We start from the raw sequence: 19,620 nt of genomic DNA on the forward strand, positions 1-19,620 counted from the left end.
CACACGCCACGGCCACAGCCGCGCCCCTGACCGCGCCCTGGTCGGGGGCGGGTGCCGGGCGGGCGGTCAACGCCGGCCGGAGGTCTCCCGTCGGCGGGTACGCTCCCGGCCGAGGATCAGCAGCGCCTCGACGCCGTCCTTCCAGGTGATCTTCTTGCCCTCTTCCCGGTTGCGGGCCCGGTAGCTGATCGGCACCTCGTAGGGGCGGATCCGGCGGCGCAGCAGCTTGCCGGTCACCTCCGCCTCCATCCCGAAGCCCCGGGACCGGACGTCCAGCGAGCGGTAGAGCGCGACCGGCATCAGCTTGAAGCAGGTCTCCAGGTCGCCGATGTAGGAGTTGAAGAGCACGTTGGCGGCGGTGGTGACGGCCTTGTTGCCCATCACGTACCAGAAACTGTAGGCGCTGTGGCTGCCGAACGTCCGATTTCCGTAGACCACCGTGGCCCGGCCGTCCAGCACCGGGGCGAGCAGCTTCGGGATGTCCTGCGGGTCGTACTCCAGGTCGGCGTCGAGGATCACCATGTACTCGCCCTCGGCGTTGTCCACCGCCGTCCGGATCGCCGCACCCTTGCCGGCGTTGCGGGGATGGGTGATCACCCGGAGCCGGGTGTCGTCGGCCCGGCCGAGGATCTCTCCGGTACCATCTCGGCTACCGTCATCGACCACGACGAGTTCGATCTCGCACGGATAGTCGACCGCGAGGGCCTGCTTGAGGGCGTCCGCGATGCGTTCTTCCTCGTTGTAGACCGGCATGAGGATCGAGAGCTTCACGGGAGTCTCCACGGTGCCGACGACAAATCGGCCCTAGCCTAGCCTGATTACCGGCCTGGGCCATGCCTGGCATCCGCACCCGGCCTCGCCGGTCACGCGTGTTCGGCAGGATCGGCGCGGGCCGGCGGCGGGGTCGCCCGAGCCACCGGCAGGCCCGGGGTAAGGGGCGCCGACCCCTGCGACCGGTGACCGGTCCAGTGTCCGGCCGGTAGCCGGACGGTGAACCGGGCGCCACCCTCCGGCGCGTGTCCGGCGGTGATCCGGCCGCCCAGCCGGCGCACCAGACCAGCGGCCAGGGCCAGCCCGAGACCACTGCCGACCTTGCGTACCCCCTGGTAGCGCTGGCGCAGCGCGCCGCGCTCGAAGGCCACCGCCAGATCGTCGTCGGTCAGCCCCGGCCCGCCGTCCCGGACCTCCAGCACCCCACCCGGCGGCTCGGCCGGCCCCGCCGGGCGTACCGCGAGCACGATCGCCGCGCCCGGCGGTACGACCCGGAGCGCGTTCTCCAGCAGCCCGTCCACGACCTGCCGGATCCGGCCCGGATCGGTGTACGCCGAGATCGGCCCGGCCGACGCCTCGACGCGCAGTACGACGCCGAGCGCGGCACAGCGGGCGCTCCACACCTGCGCCGCGTCGGCGGTCAACTGGTTGAGGTCCACCGTCACCGGCTCCAGGGCGAAGTCGGCCGCCTCCAGCCGGGCCAGCGACAGCAGGTCGCCGATCAGCCGGTCGAGGTGTTCCGCCTCGGTCAGCATGGTCTGCCCGGCCCGCTGGGCACCCTCCGGGCCGACCACCCCGTCGGCCAGTGCCTCCGCGTAGCCACGGATCGCGGTCAGCGGGGTGCGCAGCTCGTGCGAGACGGAGAGCAGGAACTCCCGCTGCCGCCCCTCGCTCTGGGCCAGCGCGGCGGCCAGCTCGTTGAGCGCGTACGCCAGGTCGGCGGCCTCCTCCGGCGGTTCCACCGGCAGGCGTACCGCCCGGTCGCCGGAGCGCAGCCGGGCCGCCGCTGTCGCCGCGTGCCGGATCGGCCGGGCGAGCCGGCGGGCCAGCAGCGCCCCGGCCACCACCCCGGCGGCCAGCCCGGCGAGCAGCGGCAGCCAGAGCAGCCCGGCGACGTCGCCCCAGAGTCCGGTGGTGGCCGGCCGGGCCAGCACGACGCCGTTGCCGCCGGGCAGCCAGCGCCCCTCGACCATCGCCGGCTGACCGGCGACGGTCCGCCGCCCGGAGAAGTTCCGGCCGGCGGCGACCCGCTCGACCACCTCGGCGGGCAGGCCGGGCCGGTCGGGGCTGCCGGCCCTGATCAGGTACGCGTCGATGCCCTGGTTGCGCAGTTGTCGGACGATCCGTTCCTCGTCGGCGGCGCGCCCCCGGTCCAGCCGGTTGCGCAGTGCCTCGGCGGCGAGCCGGGCCTGGGCGGTCAGCGCGTCCCGGGCCTGCCGTTCCGCCGAGCGGGCGGCCAGCGGTACCGCGACGACGGCGGTGACCAGCACCGACACCAGGGCGACCGCGCAACTGACCGCGACGGCGCGGGCGGTCAGGGTACGCCCGAACCGGCGCGGCCGGTTCTGCTGCGGCGGGTCGCCGGTCGGGTCTGCCACCGGCTGGCCCGCCCCGGGCAGCGGGTCAGCCGACACAGGCGTACCCGACGCCGCGATGGGTCCGGATCACGTCGGCGGCCGGGCCGAGCTTGCCGCGTACCTGCGCGACGTGCACGTCGACGGTGCGGGTGCCGGTGTGCGCGGCGTAGCCCCAGACGCTGGCCAGCAGCTCCTCCCGGGTGAAGACCCGGCCCGGCCGACCCATCAGGTGGGCCAGCAGGTCGAACTCGGTCGAGGTGAGCTGCACCGGGGCGCCGGCCACGGTGACCTGCCGGCGTACCGGATCGAGGGTGACCGGGCCGACCACCCGGGGTTGCTCGGCGGCGTCCGGCGCGCCGCCGGTGCGGCGCAGCACCGCCCGGATCCGGGCGACCAGCTCGCGCGGGCTGAACGGCTTGGTCACGTAGTCGTCGGCACCGAGTTCCAGCCCGACGATCCGGTCCACCTCGTCGTCCCGGGCGGTCAGGAAGATCACCGGCGTCCAGTCCCCGGCCGCGCGCAGCCGGCGGCAGACCTCGGTGCCCGGCAGGCCCGGCAGGGCGATGTCCAGTACGCAGGCGACCGGCCGCAGCCGGCGGGCCGCGGCGAGTCCGGCGTCGCCGTCGTGTTCGACGTGTACGCCGTAGCCGTCCCGGGTCAGATAGAGCCGGACCAGGTCGGCGATGGACCGCTCGTCCTCGACCACCAGGACGAGACCCCGGTGCGGGGAGGTACCGGGTTGCGCGGTGTCGACGGCCACCGGCCAATGATGTCCGATCGTCGGCCCGGTGCCCCCGCCGGCAACGTTCGGATCCGGTACGGATTGCCGTGGGCTCGCCGGGAGGCCGGGTGCGAGGCCGGGCCGGCCGGCGACGGTGGTGCTGACCGGCGACTCAGACGGCTACGGCGGGGCTGAGTCGCGGGGCGCGGGCCGGGGCGGTGAGTCGGGCCGGCGGGGTCGCCGCCACCGCCGTCGGGATCGGGTGCTGGTGCAGGGTGCCGGGCACGACCGGGCGGTCGAGGGGTGCGGCGGGGTCCGCCACCCGGGACCGGGCCGCCATCTTCGGCCGGAAGACCTGGCTGAACAGGGCGTCGAGCTGCCACAGCTGGCTGGGCCGGTCGGCCCGGATCAGGAACCGCTCGCGTACCCCGTCGACGGCGGTCGCGGCCAGCTCGACCATCGAGGCCCGGGGGTCGGGGTTCCAGGCGACGTTGTTGAGGTGCCGCAGCTCGGTGTTGAGGTGCAGCCGCAGCCGGTGCAGCAGCCAGGTCTGCTCGGTCACCACCAGCCGGCGGGTGGTGAGCAGCAGCAGGCAGCCGTTCGTGGGCTGTTCCGGGCGGGTGCACCGGGTCACCAGGACCGTGACGTCGCCGGCCGGTACGCAGTTGCGCAGCACCGGCAGGTGCCGACTCACCGTCGGGCTGGCCACCCCGGTCTCGGCGGCGGCCGGTAGGAACGTTCGACAGAACACATCCACGCCTCTTCCAACGAGATCCGGCCGGGGATGACGCGGCCGAGGCATGGATGAGAATGAAATTATAGAAGTTCCACGATGGTTGCGTTGGCCATCCCGCCGCCCTCGCACATCGTCTGGAGGCCGTACCGGAGGCCGTGGTCGCGCATGTGGTGCAGCATCGTGGCCATGATCCGGGCACCGGAGCCGCCGAGCGGGTGACCGAGGGCGATCGCCCCGCCCCGGGGGTTGAGCCGGGCCGGGTCCGCCTCGGTCTCGGCCAGCCAGGCGAGCGGCACCGGGGCGAACGCCTCGTTGACCTCGTACACCCCGATCTCCTCGATGCCGAGCCCGGCCCGGCGCAGCGCCCTGGCGGTGGCCGGGATGGGTGCGGTGAGCATCACTACCGGGTCGTCGCCGGTGACCACGGCGGTGTGGATCCTGGCCAGCGGCCGCAGCCCGTTGCGCCGGGCCCACTCGGAGGTGGTCACCGCGAGCGCGGCGGCGCCGTCGGAGATCTGCGAGGCGGAGCCGGCGGTGACCACCCCGTCGGCCCGGAACGGGGTCTTCAGCCCGGCCAGCCGCTCCAGGCTGGTGTCCCGGCGGATCCCCTCGTCGGCCCGCACCTTGGCACCGTCCGGTACGACCACCGGGACGATCTCCGCGGCAAAGGCACCGGCGTCCTGCGCGGCGGCCGCCTTCTCGTGGCTGGCCAGCGCGTACTCGTCGAGCTGCCGCCGGGTCAGCCCCCAGCGCTGGGCGATCAGCTCCGCGCCGACGCCCTGGTTGAACGGCACCGGATCGTCGGCGGCGAAGCCGGGCGTACCCCGGTAGCGGTCCCGGACCAGGTCGCCGTAGGGCAGGCCGGTGCCGGTCGAGCCGCCGGGGGCGATGCTGCTGCCCATCGGCACCCGGGTCATCGACTCCACGCCGCCGGCGACCACCAGGTCGGCCTGGCCGGAGGCGACCGCCGCCGCCGCGAAGTGCAGCGCCTGCTGGCTCGACCCGCACTGCCGGTCGAGCGTGGTGCCGGGCACCGACTCCGGCCAGCCGGCGGCGAGTACGGCGTTGCGGCCGACGTTCCAGGCCTGCTCACCGACCTGGGAGACACATCCCCAGATCACGTCGTCCACCTGCGCCGGGTCCAGTCCGGCGCGTTCGGCGAGCGCCGTGAGCACCCGCGCCGACAGGTCGACCGGGTGTACGGCGCCGAGTGCTCCGCCGCGCCGCCCGACCGGGGTACGTACCGCACCGACGATGACCGCGTCCGCCATGTCTACTCCCCAGTAACTTGGCTGACCCCGATACTACGTCGTCGCCGGGCGGTCTTCCGAGGAGGTCCCGGCCCCGCCCCGCCGGCAGCCCGGCGACCGGGGCCCCGGACGGTCGCACCGGCAGCCGAACCGGTGGCGGTGGCATCCTGGACCCGTGCACTCCGAACCGGACACTTCCGTACGCCACTGGCGGGTCGAGACCGCGCTGCCGGTGTGCAAGCTCGGCGTCGCCGCCCTCTTCGTGGCGCTCGGCGTCCTCTTCGCCGACGGCGACCCGGTACGCCTCGGCGCCGGACTGCTGGTCGGGGCCGTCCTGCTCGGCTGGGGCGTACGGGACCTGGTGGCGCCGGTCCGGCTCGCGGTGGACCCCACCGGGATCACCGTGATCCAGGGCTTCGCCGGACGGCGGCACATCCCGTGGTCGCAGATCGACCGGATCACCGTGGACACCCGGTCCCGCCTCGGGCTGGCCACCGAGACGCTGGAGATCGACCGGGGCGCCTCGCTGCACCTGTTCAGCCGGTACGACCTCGGGGTCGCGCCGCGCGAGGTCGCCGAGGTGCTGCACGCCGTACGCCCGGGCGGCCCGGCGTACTGAGCCGCCGGGCCGAGGCGGATCAGGCGAGCAGGGCGGCGGACTGCATCAGGGTCAACCCGGCCAGCACCAGGCCGATCAGCGCGGCACCGCCGACCTGGAAGAGGGTGCGGCGGGACCGGGGTGCGTAGGCGAGCACCACGGCCATCGCCGCACCGGCGGTCAGCCCGCCCAGGTGCCCGGCGATGGAGATCCCGGGTACGGCGAAGGTGAAGACCAGGTTGATCACGAGGATCGGGATCACCGACGAGGTGTCCCGGCCCAGCCGACGCATGATCACGAAGAGCGCGGCGAAGAGCCCGAAGATCGCGGTCGACGCCCCGACCGTCCTGGCCTGCGGCACGCTGAACAGGTATGCCGCGACGTTGCCGCCGAACCCGGCGACCAGGTAGAGCGCCAGGAACCGCAGCGGCCCGAGGGTGGCCTCCAGGGAGCGGCCCAGCACCCAGAGCGCCCACATGTTCATCAACAGGTGCAGCAGCCCGTAGTGCAGGAACATCGCGGTGAAGAGCCGGTAGTATTCACCGGCCGCGATGCCCTCCTCGACACCGAACGGGCCGACCCGGTCCAGGCCGAGCACGGCACCCCAGTCGGTCAGCGGCGTCGCCCCGCCGAGCAGGCCGCCGAAGCCGGCCCCGGCCACCGCGTCGCCACCCCGGGCGGTGTAGATGGAGAGCAGGATCAACGCGACGTTGATCGCGATCAGCGCCCTGGTGACGTAGCCGCGGTGGCCGGCGGCACCGCCACCGAAGACGGTGCGCGCCGGCCGCTGGCCGCGGCGGCCCACCGCGACGCACTCCGGGCACTGGTGCCCGACCGATGCCTCCCGCATGCAGTCCGGGCAGATCGGCCGGTCGCACCGGGTGCACCGGACGTAGGTCTCCCGGGACGGGTGGCGGTAGCAGACCGGCGTGGTCGGCGGGGACTCGCTCATGCCGGCACTCCGCGCGGTCCCACGCCGGCACCGGACGCGTCGACGCGCAGCCGCCCGATCCGCTCGCTCATGCCGGATCCCCGCCGTGCCCGTTCATTCCCGACCTCCGCCCGCTACGAGTCATGCAGGCAAAGGTACCCGGGATCGACGTCAGCCGTCCTTACGCTCGATCTCGACGCGCTCGATGACCACATCCTGGAGCGGCCGGTCCTGGGCGCCGGTCGGGGTGTTGGCGATCGAGTCGACGACCTTCGCCGACTCCTCGTCCGCGACCTGCCCGAAGATGGTGTGCCGGTTGTTCAGGTGCGGGGTCGGCGCGACGGTGATGAAGAACTGCGACCCGTTGGTGCCCGGGCCGGCGTTCGCCATCGCCAGCAGGTAGGGCCGGTCGAACCGCAGGTCCGGGTGGAACTCGTCGGCGAAGTTGTAACCGGGGCCACCCCGGCCGGTGCCGGTCGGGTCACCCATCTGGACCATGAATCCGCTGATCACCCGATGCGAGATGGTGCCGTCGTAGTACGGCCCGCTGCCCGGCTGGCCGGTGCGCGGGTCGGTGTACTGCCGGGTCCCCTCGGCGAGTTCGACGAAGTTCCGCACCGTCTTCGGGGCGTGGTTGGGAAACAGCTCCAGCCGGATCGGACCGGCGTTGGTGTGCAGGGTTGCGTAGGCGGCCTCGGCCACGGGTACTCCTCGCTCGACAGGCCGCCGGCCGCGAGGTGCCGGCCGGCGGGACGGTCCGCCGGCCACGAGGCGCAGGCCGGCGCTGGTAGGTGGTTCTATGCGGATCCTCCCATGTGCCCGTTCTGGCAGTGCGGGCGCATCCGAGGGTGCAGGATGACGGGGGAACAACACCCAAGGAGGTGGGGACCGGTGTTTGGATTCGGGGGGCGCAGATCCCACAGGAAGCTCGTCAAGGCCGAACTGGGCGAGAGCTTCGATCACCTGATGCGCGCGGCCACCCACGCGGCGTCCGGGGTCGGGGCAACGGTGGGACCGCGGGCGTACGCCGCGCAGGCCTATCTCGCGCCGACGGCGACCAGGGTGCGGGCGACGGCGTCGGACGGCTGGGAGTCGGCGATGACCAGGTTCGCACCGCTGGCCACGGCCGCCACGGACGGCGCCCGCCAGGCCGGCTCGGTCGCCCGTAAGGCGAGGTCGAGGAAGATGAGAGCGATGCGGAAGAAGAACTCGATGATGCGTCGACGCTGGCCGGTCCTGACCGGGCTGTTGGTCGCGGGGGCGGTGGCCGGCGCCATGGGCGCGGTCGTGGTGCGGCGACGCGGGCAGCGCCCGTGGGACGAGTACGACCCGGCGGCCACGCTGGACGCCGTACGCGACGACGCCGCCACGATCATGGGCAGCTCGGCGGGCGACACGACCCGGGAGACCACCGGGGGCAAGTCCGTGCCGGCGGAGAAGCCGAAGGACCGTGCGGCGACGGCCGGCGAGAAGATCTCGACCGGACCGATCACCGACGGGGCCAGGAAGGCGTCGACGAAGAGCGGCGACAGGTCCGACGGGCTGCTCGGTACGGCCGCGTCCCGCAACAGCGGCAACTGAGCGACCCGGATCGCCCGGACCACCTGCGGGGAGGTGGCGTTCGGGGACCGTCACGGCGGTGTGGGGCGGAAGCGCCCCGCGCCGCCGTGACCGTCCCCGGCGGCGCGATCAGAGCCAGCGGTTGCGGCGGAACCAGCGGTAGAGGCCGAGCGAGATCGCCAGCATCAGCGCGAGTACGACCGGATAGCCGTACTTCCAGCCGGTCTCCGGCATGAAGTCGAAGTTCATCCCGTAGATGCCGGCGATGGCGGTCCAGACCGCGGCGATGGCGGCCCAGGCAGCGATCTTGCGCATGTCGTTGTTCTGGTCGACCGTCACCTGGGCCAGCCGGGCCTGGAGGATCGAGTTGAGCAGGTCGTCGTAGGAGTTGACCTGTTCGACCGTGCGGGTCAGGTGGTCCTGCACGTCCCGGAAGTAGCGCCGGATCTCCTTCGGGATCTCCCGGTTGACCTGGGCGGTCAGCGTCATCATCGGCCGTTGCAGCGGTACCACCGCCCGCTTGAACTCGACGAGTTCCCGCTTCATCTGGTAGATCCGCTGGATCCGGCCGTGCGCCTGCCGGGCGAAGACCTCGCCCTCCAGTACGTCCAGGTCGTCGCCGACCTGGTCGGTCACCTCCAGGTAGATGTCCACCACCCGGTCCATCACCGCGTACGCCACCGCCCACGGCCCCTGGCGGAGGATCTCCTGCCGGGCCTCCAGCTCCGAGCGGACCGGCGCCAGCCGGCAGGCGTCCCCGTGCCGGACGGTGAGCACGAAGTTCGGCCCGATGAAGAGCATCATCTGGCCGGTCTCGATCACGTCGGAGTTCTCGGTCAGCTCGCCGTGCCGGACGTACCGGACGGTACGCAGCACCAGGAAGCTGACCTCGCCGAAGCGTTCCAGCTTGGGGCGCTGCTCCGCCTTGACGGCGTCCTCGACGGCCAGCTCGTGCAGCCCGTACGCCGCCGCGATGCCGGCCATCTCCGCCTGGCTCGGCTCGTGCACGCCCAGCCACACGAAGGCGCCGGGCTGCTGCCGGGCCGCGTCCAGCGCCTCGGCGTAGCCCAGCTGTCCCGGCTGGCGTACCCCGTCGACGTAGAGCCCGCAGTCGACGATGCCCTGCCCGTCCGGCCGGGAGTCGGACGGGGTCCGCTGCCCGCCGGTCTCGGTGCTCAGCATCCGGGTCATCGCCGCCCGGACCGGCGCCGTCCAGGCCCGGGGTCTCGGTCGGCTGTTCCCACTGACCGCCACTCGGTCGGAATCGGTCTGATCCGGCATCGCCACCGCCCCCTTTCGGCCCGTTCGGGTGCGCGTTGCAGCGTACGCCGCCGATGCTCGGCACCGGACATGTCGCGGATCACCCCTGGTGGCGCCGCCGGTGGCGGTTCGGCCCCCCGATGGCGCGGTGAAAAGTGGCGCCGGGTGGACCGTCCACGTCGGGGGGTAAGGTGCGGACGGCCCACCCGGCGCCGTGGGGGCGGGGGTTCTGCTCGTGGGCGCCAGCCACGGCCGGAGAACCGCCGTCCGGTGCCGGAACGGACGGCCTCCACGCGAGTGGCGCTCGCAGCATTGTGGGCCGGCTACCGGCGCGTAGGAAGCCCCGAATTCGCCATCGGCCACTATTGTCGGATATCTGACACAAGATTCCCCAGAAGCGCCTGGTCAGCTAGGAGACGGTCACTCCCGCACCGCCCGTACCGCGTCGGCGAGCCGGCGGACCCCTTCCTCGATCTGGTCGGTGGTCACCCCGGAGTACGCCAGCCGCAGCGCGTGCTGACCCCCCTCGACCAGGAAGTCGCTGCCCTTGACCACCGTGACGCCCCGCTCGGCCGCCGCCGGCGCCAACCGGTCCACGTGCACGTTCTGCGGCAGCTCGACCCAGAGGAAGTAGCCGCCGTTCGGCTCGGTGAACCGGGCGTCCGGAACGTGCTCCCGCAGCGACGCGGCCAGCGTGGCGGCCCGCTCGCCGAGGGCGGTGCTGACGGTCCGGATGGACCGCTCCAGGTCGCCGTTGACGCAGAACTGGTACACGATCGCCTGGGCCACCAGGCCGGGCGAGATGTAGAGGTTGGTCGCCTCCTTGGCGATGTGGGCGATCAGCGGGGCCGGCCCGACCAGGTAACCGACCCGGACTCCGGGGCAGACCGTCTTGGTGAAGCTGGAGGCGTGCACCACGGTCCCCTGCCGGTCCAGCGAGAGCATCGAGGGCAGCGGCTCGCCCCGGAACCGGACGTCCGCGTACGGGTCGTCCTCGAAGACCGTGAAGTCGTACTCGGCGGCGAGGTCGAGCAGGGCCTGCCGCTTCTCCGGCGACAGGGTCACCCCGGCCGGGTTCTGGAAGTTGGGGATGATGTGCGCCAGCTTCGGGCGTACCCCGGACTCGAGCAGTTTGCCCAGCTCGTCGGTGTCGATCCCGTCCGGCTGGATGGTGACCGGGTGCAGCTCGGCGCCCTGGCGTTGCAGGTTGAGCAGGGTCCGGTCGTAGGTCGGCCGCTCCACCACCACCGCGTCGCCGGGGCGTACCAGGTGCTGGAAGAGGAACGCGTCGGCCTGGAGCGATCCGTTGGTGACGAGAACCTGGTCGACCTCGACGCCGTGCTTGTCGGCGATCCACTTCCGCAGGGGCGGGTATCCGACGGATGTCCCGTACCCGGTGATGCCGGCGGGATCGGCGTCGAAGGCGCGCCCGGCCGCGGCCTTCAGCCCCTCGATGTCGACGATGTCCAGCGACGGCGCCCCACGGGCAAAGGAGATCAGCTGCTCGGCAGTCATGACTACCCAGCGTACGGGCGCCGCCAGCGTCCCGGGCGGAGGCACGACAATGTCCGTATCTTGGACGGCCGAAACCGCCCGGCGGGCGATCCGCCCCGGTTGCTGCCGATCCGACGGCCGCCGGACAGCGGGTTGACCCCGGTCAGATCGAGGCGACCGCCGGGGCGCCGACCCAGACCCGGACGATGTCCCGGACCGAGATCATCCCGACCACCTCGTCCTCGTCCAGCACCACCAGATGCCGGAAGCCGCCCCGGGACATCGCCTCGGCCGCCTCGTGCACGGTCCAGTCCGGTCCGGCGTAGACCACCTCCGGGGTGAGGTGCGCGGCGGTCCGTTCGACGTCGACGTCGAGGCCGGCGCCGACCGCCTTCAGCACGTCGCGTTCGGTCATGATGCCGACGCCCTCGGAGTCGGGGTCGACGACGACGGCGGACCCGACCCCGCGCTGCGCCATCATCTCGGCGGCCTGCCGCAGGGTGTGCTCGGGACCGACTATCAGGACATCGCCGGACATCGCTTCACGTACCCGCATCACTCATCACATCCCTGGGACGGGGACACCGGTCAGGGACAGACTGGACGCTCGCCGGGGGAACCACAAGCGGCGGTGTGGGTGACGGGACCGGGGTGGCTAGTCTCGACCCGTGTCCACAGAGCCCCTACGCTGCGCCGGAGCCCTGATCGTCGACGACGAGGGCCGGATCTTCTTCCAGCGACGGTCCCCCAACCGGAAGCTCTTTCCCAACACCTGGGACATCGTCGGTGGTCACCTCGAACCGGGCGAGACGGTCGAGGAGGCGCTGTTCCGTGAGGTCACCGAGGAGACCGGCTGGACGGTCTCGCTCGTGCTGGGCACGGTCGGCGAATACCGCTACACCCCCGACGACGGCATCGAACGGATCGAGACCGACTACCTCGTCCGGGTCGACGGCGACCTCACCCGCCCCCGGCTGGAGGCCGGCAAGCACACCGAGTTCCGCTGGCTCACCGAGGACGAGACCGGGCTGCTCGACGAGCACCGCGACGTCAACGACGGCCTGATCCGGCGGATCGCGGAGGACGGTTTCCGCGCCCTGCACCTGATCGGCCTGTGAACGACCCGGTCCCGCTCGCTGCGCACCAGGCCGCCGCGCTGGCCTGGCCGGCAGTCGACCGGGTCTTCCGCGGCGTCATGGCGACCGCCCGGGTGCGGGGTGGCGCCGAGCTGATCCAGAGCTACGGCGGCCCGGCCGCGACCGGCTTCCTGATCGACTTCCGGACCAGGCTCGCGGCCCCCGGCGGCACCATCGACAGCGCCGGGCTGACCGCCCTGCTCCGCTACGGCGACCCGGCCGAATGCCAGCGCGTGCTGGACAAGCAGGTCGCGCACGGAATGCTGCACCGGCAGCCGGACGGCGGCATCCTGGCCACCGAGCGCGGCCGGGCCTTCCTGGCCGAGCTCGCCGAGGTGCACGCCGAGGTGACCGGGGAGCTGTGGGCGGCACACCCCGAACGGGTACGCCGGCTCGTCGGCACCCTCGGTCTGCTGCTCTCCGCCGCACTCGACGAACTGCGTCCCGCCGAGACCCCGGCACCCGGCATCGGGCAGGGGCACCTCCCACCCGGGCCGGTCGAGACCGGCCCGGTCGAGGGGCCGACCGACGGGCGGGCCTTCGAGGCGATGGCGCCGCCGTACGAGCCGGACGGCAGCCCGCCGGGCGTACTGCTGCTCAACCGGCTCGGCACGCTCCGCTACCACCGGGCGGACGCGCACGCCGCCGCCTGGCAGGCCGCCGGGCACACCGCCCGGAGCATCGCCGAACTCGCGGCCGGGCCGGAACGGCTCGCCATCGAGTTGGAGACGGATCGCCGGGCGGCCGGCCCGTACGCCGTACTGACCCCGCCGGAGCGGCTGCGTCTCCTCGCCGACCTGGCCGCACTGCCCGGCTGACCACCCCGGGTCCGGTAACCGCCCGCACGGGCGGTTTCCGTCCGGCCACCCGCCGTCGCATCGACCTGGGTTGGCCCGGCGTTCTCCGGGAATTCGTACTCCGGACACGCGGCGCTATCCTCCCTGCGTCGGACGTGTCGCGAGGAAGGACCCGGAATGATCGGTGTGGTACTGGCCGCGGGGGCGGGTCGCCGGCTGCGGCCGTACACGGACACCCTGCCCAAGGCACTCATTCCGGTCGACGGCGAGACGACGATCCTCGACATCGCGCTGCGCAACCTGGCCGAGGTCGGGCTGACCGACGTGACCGTGGTGGTCGGGTACGCGGCCGAGGCGGTCGAGGCCCGGCAGTCCGCCCTCGCCGACCGGTACGGGGTGAAGCTCACCCTGGTGCACAACGACAAGGCCGAGGAGTGGAACAACGCGTACTCGCTCTGGCTGGCCCGGGAGCACTTCGCCCAGGGCGCGCTGCTGGTCAACGGCGACACCGTGCACCCGGTCGACGTGGAGAAGACCCTGCTCGCCCGGCGCGGTCCCGGCATCCTGCTCGCGGTCGACACCGTGAAGAAGCTCGGCGAAGAGGAGATGAAGACCGTCTTCGACGACTCCGGCCAACTCGTCCGGATCACCAAGCTGATGGACCCGGCGCAGGCGTACGGGGAGTACATCGGGGCGACCGTGATCGAGTCCCGGGTCGCCGGTGAGCTGGCCGACGCGCTGGAGGCGACCTGGCGGCGCGACCCCAACCTCTACTACGAGGACGGCTACCAGGAGTTCGCCGAGCGCGGCGGCGAGGTGCGGGCGGCACCGATCGGCGACCTGTCCTGGGTCGAGGTCGACAACCACGAGGACCTGGCCCGAGCCCGGGAGATCGCATGCCACTACTAGCCCGTACCGTCAACACCCCGCTGGTGATCGACGTGCGCCGCGGCGCGGTCGCGGACCTCGGCGCGCTCCTGGCCGACCGGCGCATCTCGGCCGGCGGCGAGGTCGCGGTGGTGGTCGGCCCCGGGCAGGGCGAGCGGATCGCCGAGCTGTGCCGGCCCGGCCTCGGCAACGCCGACGTCTTCACGGTGACCGGCGGCACCCTGGACGCCGCCCAGGAACTCGGCGAGAACCTGCGCCGCCGCTCCTACGACGCGGTGGTCGGGATCGGCGGCGGCAAGACCATCGACACCGCCAAGTGGGCCGCCTCGCGCTACGGCATCCCGATGGTGAGCGTGGCGACCAGCCTGGCGCACGACGGGATCGCCTCGCCGACCGCCTCGCTCGACCACGACGGCGGCAAGGGCTCCTACGGGGTACACATCCCGATCGCCATCGTGGTCGACCTCGACTTCGTGGAGAACGGTCCGGACCGGCAGACCCAGGCCGGCATCGGGGACGCGCTGAGCAACCTCAGCGCGATCGCCGACTGGGAGCTGGCACACCGGGTACGCGCCGAGCCGATCGACGGGCTCGCCGTCACGCTGGCCCGCTCCGGCGCCGAGGCGCTGATCAACCATCCCGGAAAGATCACCGACGACGCCTTCCTCACCACCCTGGCCGAGGCGTTGATCCTCGGCGGGATCGCCTCCTCGATCTGCGGCTCGAGCCGGCCGGCCAGCGGCGGCTGCCACGAGATCTCGCACGCGCTGGACCGGCTCAACCCGGGTACGGGGTCGCACGGCGAGCAGGTCGGGCTCGGTGCCCTCTTCTGCACCTTCCTCCGGGGCGACCTGGAACGGTTCGGCCAGTTCGCCTCCTGCCTGCACCGGCACGGCCTGCCCACCACCCCGGCCGAGCTGGGGCTCGCCGACGAGGAGTTCGTGGCCGCCGTCCACTATGCCCCGCGTACCCGGCCGGACCGGTACACGATCCTGGAACACCTCGACCTGCCTCCTGCCGCGATCGGTGAACGGCTGGCAAACTACCTCGATGCAATCCGTGAACATCTCGGCTGACCTGGTGTCCCCACCCACCGCCGCCGACTTCTACCGGGTCAACCGGGGTGGTGGGCTGTTCAGCGAGGCGATCAGCCAGCGGATCGGTGCCGCCCTGGCCCTGGCCGCGCACCGGGCCGGCCTGCCACCCACCGCGCTGACCATGGCCAACCTGGTACTCGGGCTGGCGGTCTCGGTGACCGTGGTGACCCTGGCCGGGCCCGTCGCCGCCGGGGAGGTGCCGGCCTGGGCGGTCGGGCTCGCCGCGCTGCTCGGCTGGCAGTTGGCGTACGCCCTCGACTGCGCGGACGGGCAGCTCGCCCGGGTCACCGGCCAGGGCAGCCCGGCCGGCGCCCGGGTGGACGTGCTCTGTGACGTGGCCGCGCAGATCGCGCTGGTCACCGCGCTGTCGGCGATGGCGGTGGCGCAGCGGCCCTCGGCACCGATCTGGCTGGTCGCGGCGTTCGCCGGCACCTGGATGGTCAACCTGGTGACCTCGGTGATGGCGGCCGGCCCGAACGCGGCCAGCATGGTCACCTCGACCTCGCTGCCGGTCCGGCTGGTGAAGCTGGTCCGGGACTACGGTGCGGTGATCTTCCTGGCCGGGCTGGTGCTGACCGTCGTACCGGAGTGGACGACCTGGCTGGTCGCCGCGTTCACCATCGTCAACGGCGGCTTCCTGCTGGCCAGCATCGCCTTCTCCGCCCGCGCCTCACTCCGCTGAGGTGTAAGGAAGGGCCCCCTCTTATCGTTTTCTGTTGTAGAGGGGGCCCTTCCTTACACACCCTCACAGCTGGGCGTAGACGTCCAGGAGTTGCTTGGTGACCACGTCGGGGTGGAAGGTGCGCTCGTAGCGGGAGCGGGCCAGCGGGGCGACGGCGGCGGCGGCTTCCCGGGCGGCGGGCAGCGCCCCGGCCAGCGCGGCCGGGTCGGCCGGTACCAGCCAGCCGGCCGCACCGGCCGGGTCGTCCGCGCCGACCAGGTACGGAATGCCGCCGAGCGCGGTACCCAGCACCGGGCGGCCGGCGGCCAGCGCCTCGATCACCACCGTGGGCAGTACGTCGTGCCAGGTCGGTACGGCCAGCACCACGGCGGTGGCCCGGAGCGCGGCGGTCACCCCGGCCCGGTCCAGCGGGCCGAGGAACTCGACGTCGGCGCGTTCGGCGGCGGCCGCCTCGGCCAGCGGCCGCAGTTCGCCGTCCCCGGCGATGCGCAGCGGCCCGAGCGCGCCGTCCGGGTGCCGGCGCCAGGCGTCGAGCAGCAGTCCGACGCCCTTCTCCGGGGAGAGCCGGCCGAAGAAGAGGAAGCCCTCGCCGAGCGGGGCCGGCATGCCGGGGTCCGGGATGCCGTTCGGCTTGACCACGATCCGCTCGGCCGGGATGCCGTAGTCGCGCAGGTGCGCGGCGATCCCCGAGGTGAGCGCGATGTAGCGGTCCACCGAGCGCCAGGTCGGCCGGTGTACGGCCAGGGTGGTCGCCATCAGCGCGCTCTGTGCCCGGGAGCCCCGGTAGCAGCGGTGCACGATCGCCGGCACGCCGAGCGCCCGGCCCCGGCAGTCCTGGCAGATCTTGCCGTCCCGGAAGTAGAGCCCGGAGGAGCAGACCTGCCGGTAGTTGTGCACCGTCTGCACCACCGGCACCCCGTGTTTGTGGGCGGTCCGGACCACCCAGGGCGAGAGCAGCGGGTACGGGTTGTGCAGGTGCAGTACGTCCGGCCGGTGTTCCGTGATCAGCCGGCTCAGCTCCTGCTGCGCCTTCGGCGCGTAGATCGGCGAGATCGGCAGCAGCGCCTTGGCGGCCGGGGAGAACTCCGCGATCTCGTCGGAACTGCGCAGGAAGGGCTGGACGGTCACCCCGGCGGCCCGGAGCTGGGTGATCTCCTGGTCGACGATGGTGTTCTCGCCGGACGGCTGCGCCTCGCGGTAGCGGTTGTGCGCCACGATCACCTGCACGCCGGTCGCTCCTCCTCCATGATCACGTCCTCCCCCGTTCCGCGCGTTCCGCGCGGGGCCGGGATTGAACGCTACCGTTTATGTCGTGCCTGAGTTACCTGAGGTGGAGGCGCTCGCCGGCTACCTGCGCGAGCGGGCGGTCGGCCGGCGGGTCGACCGGATCGAGGTCGCGGCGATCAGCGCCCTGAAGACGTACGACCCGGCGCCGACTGCGGCCGCCGGGCGCCGGGTCGTGGACGCGGGCCGGCACGGCAAGTTCCTCGACGTGACGCTGGCCGGTGACGGTGGGCCGGAGCTGCACCTGGTGACCCACCTGGCCCGGGCCGGCTGGCTGCACTACCGGGAGTCGTTCAACTCGGCGGTGCCGCTCAAGCCCGGCAAGGGCCCGATCGCGCTGCGGGTACGCCTCGACGACGGGTCCGGTTTCGACCTGACCGAGGCCGGTACCCAGAAGAAGCTCGCCGTGTACCTGGTGACCGATCCGGCGCAGGTGCCCGGGGTGTCCCGGCTCGGGCCGGATGCGCTCGCCGCCGACCTGCCCACCTTCGCCGAGCGGCTGCGCGGCCGGAAGGGCCAGGTCAAGGGCGTGCTCACCGACCAGGAGGTGCTGGCCGGGGTCGGCAACGCGTACTCGGACGAGATCCTGCACGCGGCGAAGCTGTCGCCGTTCGCGCTGACCAACCGGCTCACCGACGAGCAGCTGGCGGCGCTGCACGAGGCGACCCGGCAGGTGCTCGGCGACGCCGCCCGGCGATCACTGGGGCAGCGGGCGGCGGAGCTGAAGGGGGAGAAGCGGGCCGGGTTGCGGGTGCACGCCCGGACCGGGCTGCCCTGTCCGGTCTGCGGCGACACGATCCGTGAGGTGTCCTTCGCCGACTCCAGCCTCCAGTACTGCCCGACGTGCCAGACCGGCGGCAAGCCGCTCGCGGACCGCCGCCTCTCCAGGCTGGTCCGCTGACCGGCGGTACGCGTTGAGTGATCGGGTTCGCCCGTTGCGTGGTGCTGCTTGTAGGTTGAGCGATCCTGCTTGTACGTTGAGTGATCCCGGTCCGTACACCGGGTCAAAAACGCCCACTGGGCAAGAAACCGGCAACGGCCGGGCTCTACCGCCACGGTTGTCCGTCGGTATAGTGACCCCGGTCTGCGACTCCGCGGCGCTCCGGACCGAATGAGGATCGGGGCCTGCATGGGAGAGACTGAGACGGTGGGCGACCCGAGCCCTTACGGCAAATGGGCGGCACGTGTCACGCGGGAGGACGTGGGTGAGGTGACGACAAGCCTCCAGCGCCCGGTAGGCAGCGGCCGACCGAGTACTCTGCGTCACGTCGACAGCTTCGAGATCCAGCCACCGACCACTCCGCAGACGAACGGGGTACCCCGTTCGGCGTGGGCGCGGGCGCGGCGGCGGGTCTCCCGCTGGCACCGGCCCTACATCGCGATCCTGCTGCTGCTCGACTTCGGCGCGGCGGTGCTGGCGAGCTGGACGGCGATCCAGTGGTTCGACCAGGCGGCGGCCGGTTTCACCGACGCGGACAAGGACCCCACCTGGTTCCACACCGTCTCCTATCTGTTGCTGCCGCTCGGCTGGCTGATCGTGCTCTGGGCCAACGGCGCCTACGACCGGCGCTACCTGGGGCTCGGCACCGACGAGTTCAAGCGGGTCACCCGGGCCGGGGTGGCGGTCGCGGCCAGCGTGTCGTTCCTGGCCTTCGCCACCAAGACCGACCTGTCCCGGTGGACCGTCGGCACCGCGCTGCTCGGCACCCTGCTGCTGGTGCTTTTCGCCCGTTCCGCCGCCCGCCTGCTCCTGCACACCGTGCGGCGCCGCGCCGGCCAGGCCGCGCAGCGGATCGTGCTGGTCGGCACCCTGCCGGAGGCGCTGGAGGTCTACACGGCGATCAACCGGGTGCCGGCGGCCGGGCTGATCCCGGTGGCGATCCACCTCACCGACGGTTACGCCGCGGCCCGGGGCCTCGAGACGCCGATCCCGGTCTACGCCGGCCGGGACATCCTCTCGCTGGTCCGCGAGGTCGGCGGCGACACCATCGCGGTCTGCGGCTCGGCCAGCACCGAGCCCGGCGAGCTGCGTCGGCTGGCCTGGCAACTGGAGGGCTCCGGCGTCGACCTGATCGTGGCGCCGCAGCTCACCGACATCGCCGGCCCCCGGGTGCACATCCGCCCCATCGAGGGCCTGCCGCTGCTGCACGTCGAGGAGCCGACCCTCTCCGGCCCGGCGCTGCTGGCCAAGAACCTGCTCGACCGGTTCGCCGCCGGGCTGGGGCTGCTGCTGCTGATCCCGCTCTTCGTCGCGATCGCGATCGCGATCAGGATCTCCGACCCCGGGCCGGTCTTCTTCCGGCAGCCCCGGGTCGGGCACGAGGGCCGGACGTTCCGGGTCTGGAAGTTCCGGACGATGTACGTCGACGCCGAGCAGCGGCTCGCCAGCCTGGTCGACCAGAACGAGACCGACGGCATGCTGTTCAAGATCAAGCAGGATCCCCGGGTCTTCCCGGCCGGGCGGTTCCTCCGGGCCAGCTCCCTCGACGAGCTACCCCAGTTGATCAACGTGCTCTGGGGCGAGATGTCCCTGGTCGGTCCCCGCCCGCTCCCCGCCGACGACGGCGACTTCCTCGGCGACGTACGGCGCCGGCTGCTGGTCCGGCCCGGCATCACCGGGCTGTGGCAGGTCTCCGGCCGCTCCGACCTCTCCTGGGACGAGGCGGTCCGGCTGGACCTCTACTACGTCGACAACTGGTCCCTGGCGTACGACCTGAGCATCCTGTGGCGGACCGTCGGGGTCGTACTGGCCCGCAAGGGCGCGTACTAGGCACCACCCCGGGCCGGCCGGCGGCGGATCCGGCCGGATCGGTGGCTTGGCGAACCGGCCGACCAACC

General features: G+C 72.7%; 19 protein-coding genes and 1 pseudogene. 9 read left to right on the top strand and 11 right to left on the bottom strand.

The window, feature by feature from the left end:
• Positions 1 to 66: 66 nt before the first annotated feature.
• The 5 genes and pseudogenes from V1634_RS30010 to V1634_RS30030 form a co-directional block, all read right to left on the bottom strand.
• Entirely contained in the window at positions 67 to 771 is a 705-nt protein-coding gene (locus tag V1634_RS30010; RefSeq protein ID WP_331211090.1) for a glycosyltransferase family 2 protein, read from the bottom strand.
• A 206-nt stretch (positions 772 to 977) separates the two neighbouring features.
• A pseudogene (locus tag V1634_RS30015) lies at positions 978 to 2,369 on the bottom strand (HAMP domain-containing sensor histidine kinase); the annotation flags it as partial.
• A gap of 25 nt (positions 2,370 to 2,394) precedes the next feature.
• On the bottom strand, positions 2,395 to 3,108 hold the full coding sequence (locus V1634_RS30020) for a response regulator transcription factor (RefSeq protein ID WP_331211091.1): 714 nt from the start codon (positions 3,106 to 3,108) through the stop codon (positions 2,395 to 2,397).
• Positions 3,109 to 3,241: 133 nt separating this feature from the next.
• The gene (locus V1634_RS30025) at positions 3,242 to 3,826 is read right to left on the bottom strand and encodes a hypothetical protein (protein ID WP_407951874.1); all 585 of its coding nucleotides are present in this window, start codon (positions 3,824 to 3,826) and stop codon (positions 3,242 to 3,244) included.
• A gap of 59 nt (positions 3,827 to 3,885) precedes the next feature.
• Complete coding sequence (locus V1634_RS30030) at positions 3,886 to 5,076, bottom strand: thiolase family protein (RefSeq protein WP_331211092.1); 1,191 nt, start codon at positions 5,074 to 5,076, stop codon at positions 3,886 to 3,888.
• Positions 5,077 to 5,230: 154 nt separating this feature from the next.
• On the opposite strand from V1634_RS30030, the gene V1634_RS30035 reads away from it, so the two are divergent.
• Positions 5,231 to 5,674, top strand: a complete 444-nt coding sequence (locus tag V1634_RS30035; RefSeq protein WP_331211093.1) for a PH domain-containing protein — start codon at positions 5,231 to 5,233, stop codon at positions 5,672 to 5,674.
• 19 nt (positions 5,675 to 5,693) lie between these two features.
• On the opposite strand, the gene V1634_RS30040 is transcribed toward V1634_RS30035, so the two are convergent.
• Both V1634_RS30040 and V1634_RS30045 read right to left on the bottom strand, forming a co-directional pair.
• Positions 5,694 to 6,605, bottom strand: a complete 912-nt coding sequence (locus tag V1634_RS30040; protein WP_331211094.1) for a rhomboid family intramembrane serine protease — start codon at positions 6,603 to 6,605, stop codon at positions 5,694 to 5,696.
• A gap of 150 nt (positions 6,606 to 6,755) precedes the next feature.
• Complete coding sequence (locus tag V1634_RS30045; RefSeq protein WP_331211095.1) at positions 6,756 to 7,286, bottom strand: peptidylprolyl isomerase; 531 nt, start codon at positions 7,284 to 7,286, stop codon at positions 6,756 to 6,758.
• A gap of 264 nt (positions 7,287 to 7,550) precedes the next feature.
• Between V1634_RS30045 and V1634_RS30050 the strand changes: the two genes are divergently transcribed.
• On the top strand, positions 7,551 to 8,165 hold the full coding sequence (locus V1634_RS30050; protein WP_331211096.1) for a hypothetical protein: 615 nt from the start codon (positions 7,551 to 7,553) through the stop codon (positions 8,163 to 8,165).
• 108 nt (positions 8,166 to 8,273) lie between these two features.
• Here V1634_RS30050 and corA read toward each other — a convergent pair whose 3' ends face one another.
• The 3 genes from corA to V1634_RS30065 form a co-directional block, all read right to left on the bottom strand.
• Positions 8,274 to 9,335, bottom strand: coding sequence for a magnesium/cobalt transporter CorA (corA, locus tag V1634_RS30055; protein ID WP_331211097.1), 1,062 nt, complete (start codon positions 9,333 to 9,335; stop codon positions 8,274 to 8,276).
• A gap of 489 nt (positions 9,336 to 9,824) precedes the next feature.
• Positions 9,825 to 10,919 carry an aminotransferase-like domain-containing protein gene (locus V1634_RS30060; protein ID WP_331211098.1) on the bottom strand — a complete coding sequence of 365 codons (1,095 nt, stop codon included), beginning with the start codon at positions 10,917 to 10,919 and terminating at the stop codon, positions 9,825 to 9,827.
• Positions 10,920 to 11,061: 142 nt separating this feature from the next.
• A complete protein-coding gene (locus V1634_RS30065) occupies positions 11,062 to 11,454 on the bottom strand; it encodes a CBS domain-containing protein (protein ID WP_331211099.1) in 393 nt (130 codons plus the stop codon).
• Positions 11,455 to 11,566: 112 nt separating this feature from the next.
• Here V1634_RS30065 and V1634_RS30070 point away from each other — a divergent pair, with 112 nt between their 5' ends.
• From V1634_RS30070 to V1634_RS30090, 5 genes are all read left to right on the top strand, one after another.
• Complete coding sequence (locus V1634_RS30070; protein ID WP_331211100.1) at positions 11,567 to 12,016, top strand: NUDIX hydrolase; 450 nt, start codon at positions 11,567 to 11,569, stop codon at positions 12,014 to 12,016.
• Complete coding sequence (locus tag V1634_RS30075; RefSeq protein WP_331211101.1) at positions 12,013 to 12,852, top strand: hypothetical protein; 840 nt, start codon at positions 12,013 to 12,015, stop codon at positions 12,850 to 12,852. Before V1634_RS30070 ends, V1634_RS30075 begins: the two co-directional genes overlap by 4 nt.
• 156 nt (positions 12,853 to 13,008) lie before the next feature.
• The gene (locus V1634_RS30080; RefSeq protein ID WP_331211102.1) at positions 13,009 to 13,740 is read left to right on the top strand and encodes a phosphocholine cytidylyltransferase family protein; all 732 of its coding nucleotides are present in this window, start codon (positions 13,009 to 13,011) and stop codon (positions 13,738 to 13,740) included.
• Positions 13,728 to 14,795, top strand: a complete 1,068-nt coding sequence (locus V1634_RS30085) for an iron-containing alcohol dehydrogenase family protein (RefSeq protein WP_331211103.1) — start codon at positions 13,728 to 13,730, stop codon at positions 14,793 to 14,795. Before V1634_RS30080 ends, V1634_RS30085 begins: the two co-directional genes overlap by 13 nt.
• Entirely contained in the window at positions 14,770 to 15,498 is a 729-nt protein-coding gene (locus V1634_RS30090; RefSeq protein ID WP_331211104.1) for a CDP-alcohol phosphatidyltransferase family protein, read from the top strand. Before V1634_RS30085 ends, V1634_RS30090 begins: the two co-directional genes overlap by 26 nt.
• 63 nt (positions 15,499 to 15,561) lie before the next feature.
• Here the strand turns inward: V1634_RS30090 and V1634_RS30095 are convergent, their stop codons facing one another.
• Entirely contained in the window at positions 15,562 to 16,725 is a 1,164-nt protein-coding gene (locus V1634_RS30095) for a glycosyltransferase family 4 protein (RefSeq protein ID WP_331211105.1), read from the bottom strand.
• Between the two features lie 85 nt (positions 16,726 to 16,810).
• On the opposite strand from V1634_RS30095, the gene V1634_RS30100 reads away from it, so the two are divergent.
• Complete coding sequence (locus V1634_RS30100; protein ID WP_331211106.1) at positions 16,811 to 17,683, top strand: Fpg/Nei family DNA glycosylase; 873 nt, start codon at positions 16,811 to 16,813, stop codon at positions 17,681 to 17,683.
• A 300-nt stretch (positions 17,684 to 17,983) separates the two neighbouring features.
• Positions 17,984 to 19,552, top strand: coding sequence for a sugar transferase (locus V1634_RS30105; protein ID WP_331211157.1), 1,569 nt, complete (start codon positions 17,984 to 17,986; stop codon positions 19,550 to 19,552).
• Positions 19,553 to 19,620: the final 68 nt, after the last annotated feature.

The sequence above is a fragment of the Plantactinospora veratri genome, assembly GCF_036421995.1.
In the GTDB taxonomy this organism is placed as follows: Bacteria; Actinomycetota; Actinomycetes; order Mycobacteriales; family Micromonosporaceae; genus Plantactinospora; species Plantactinospora veratri.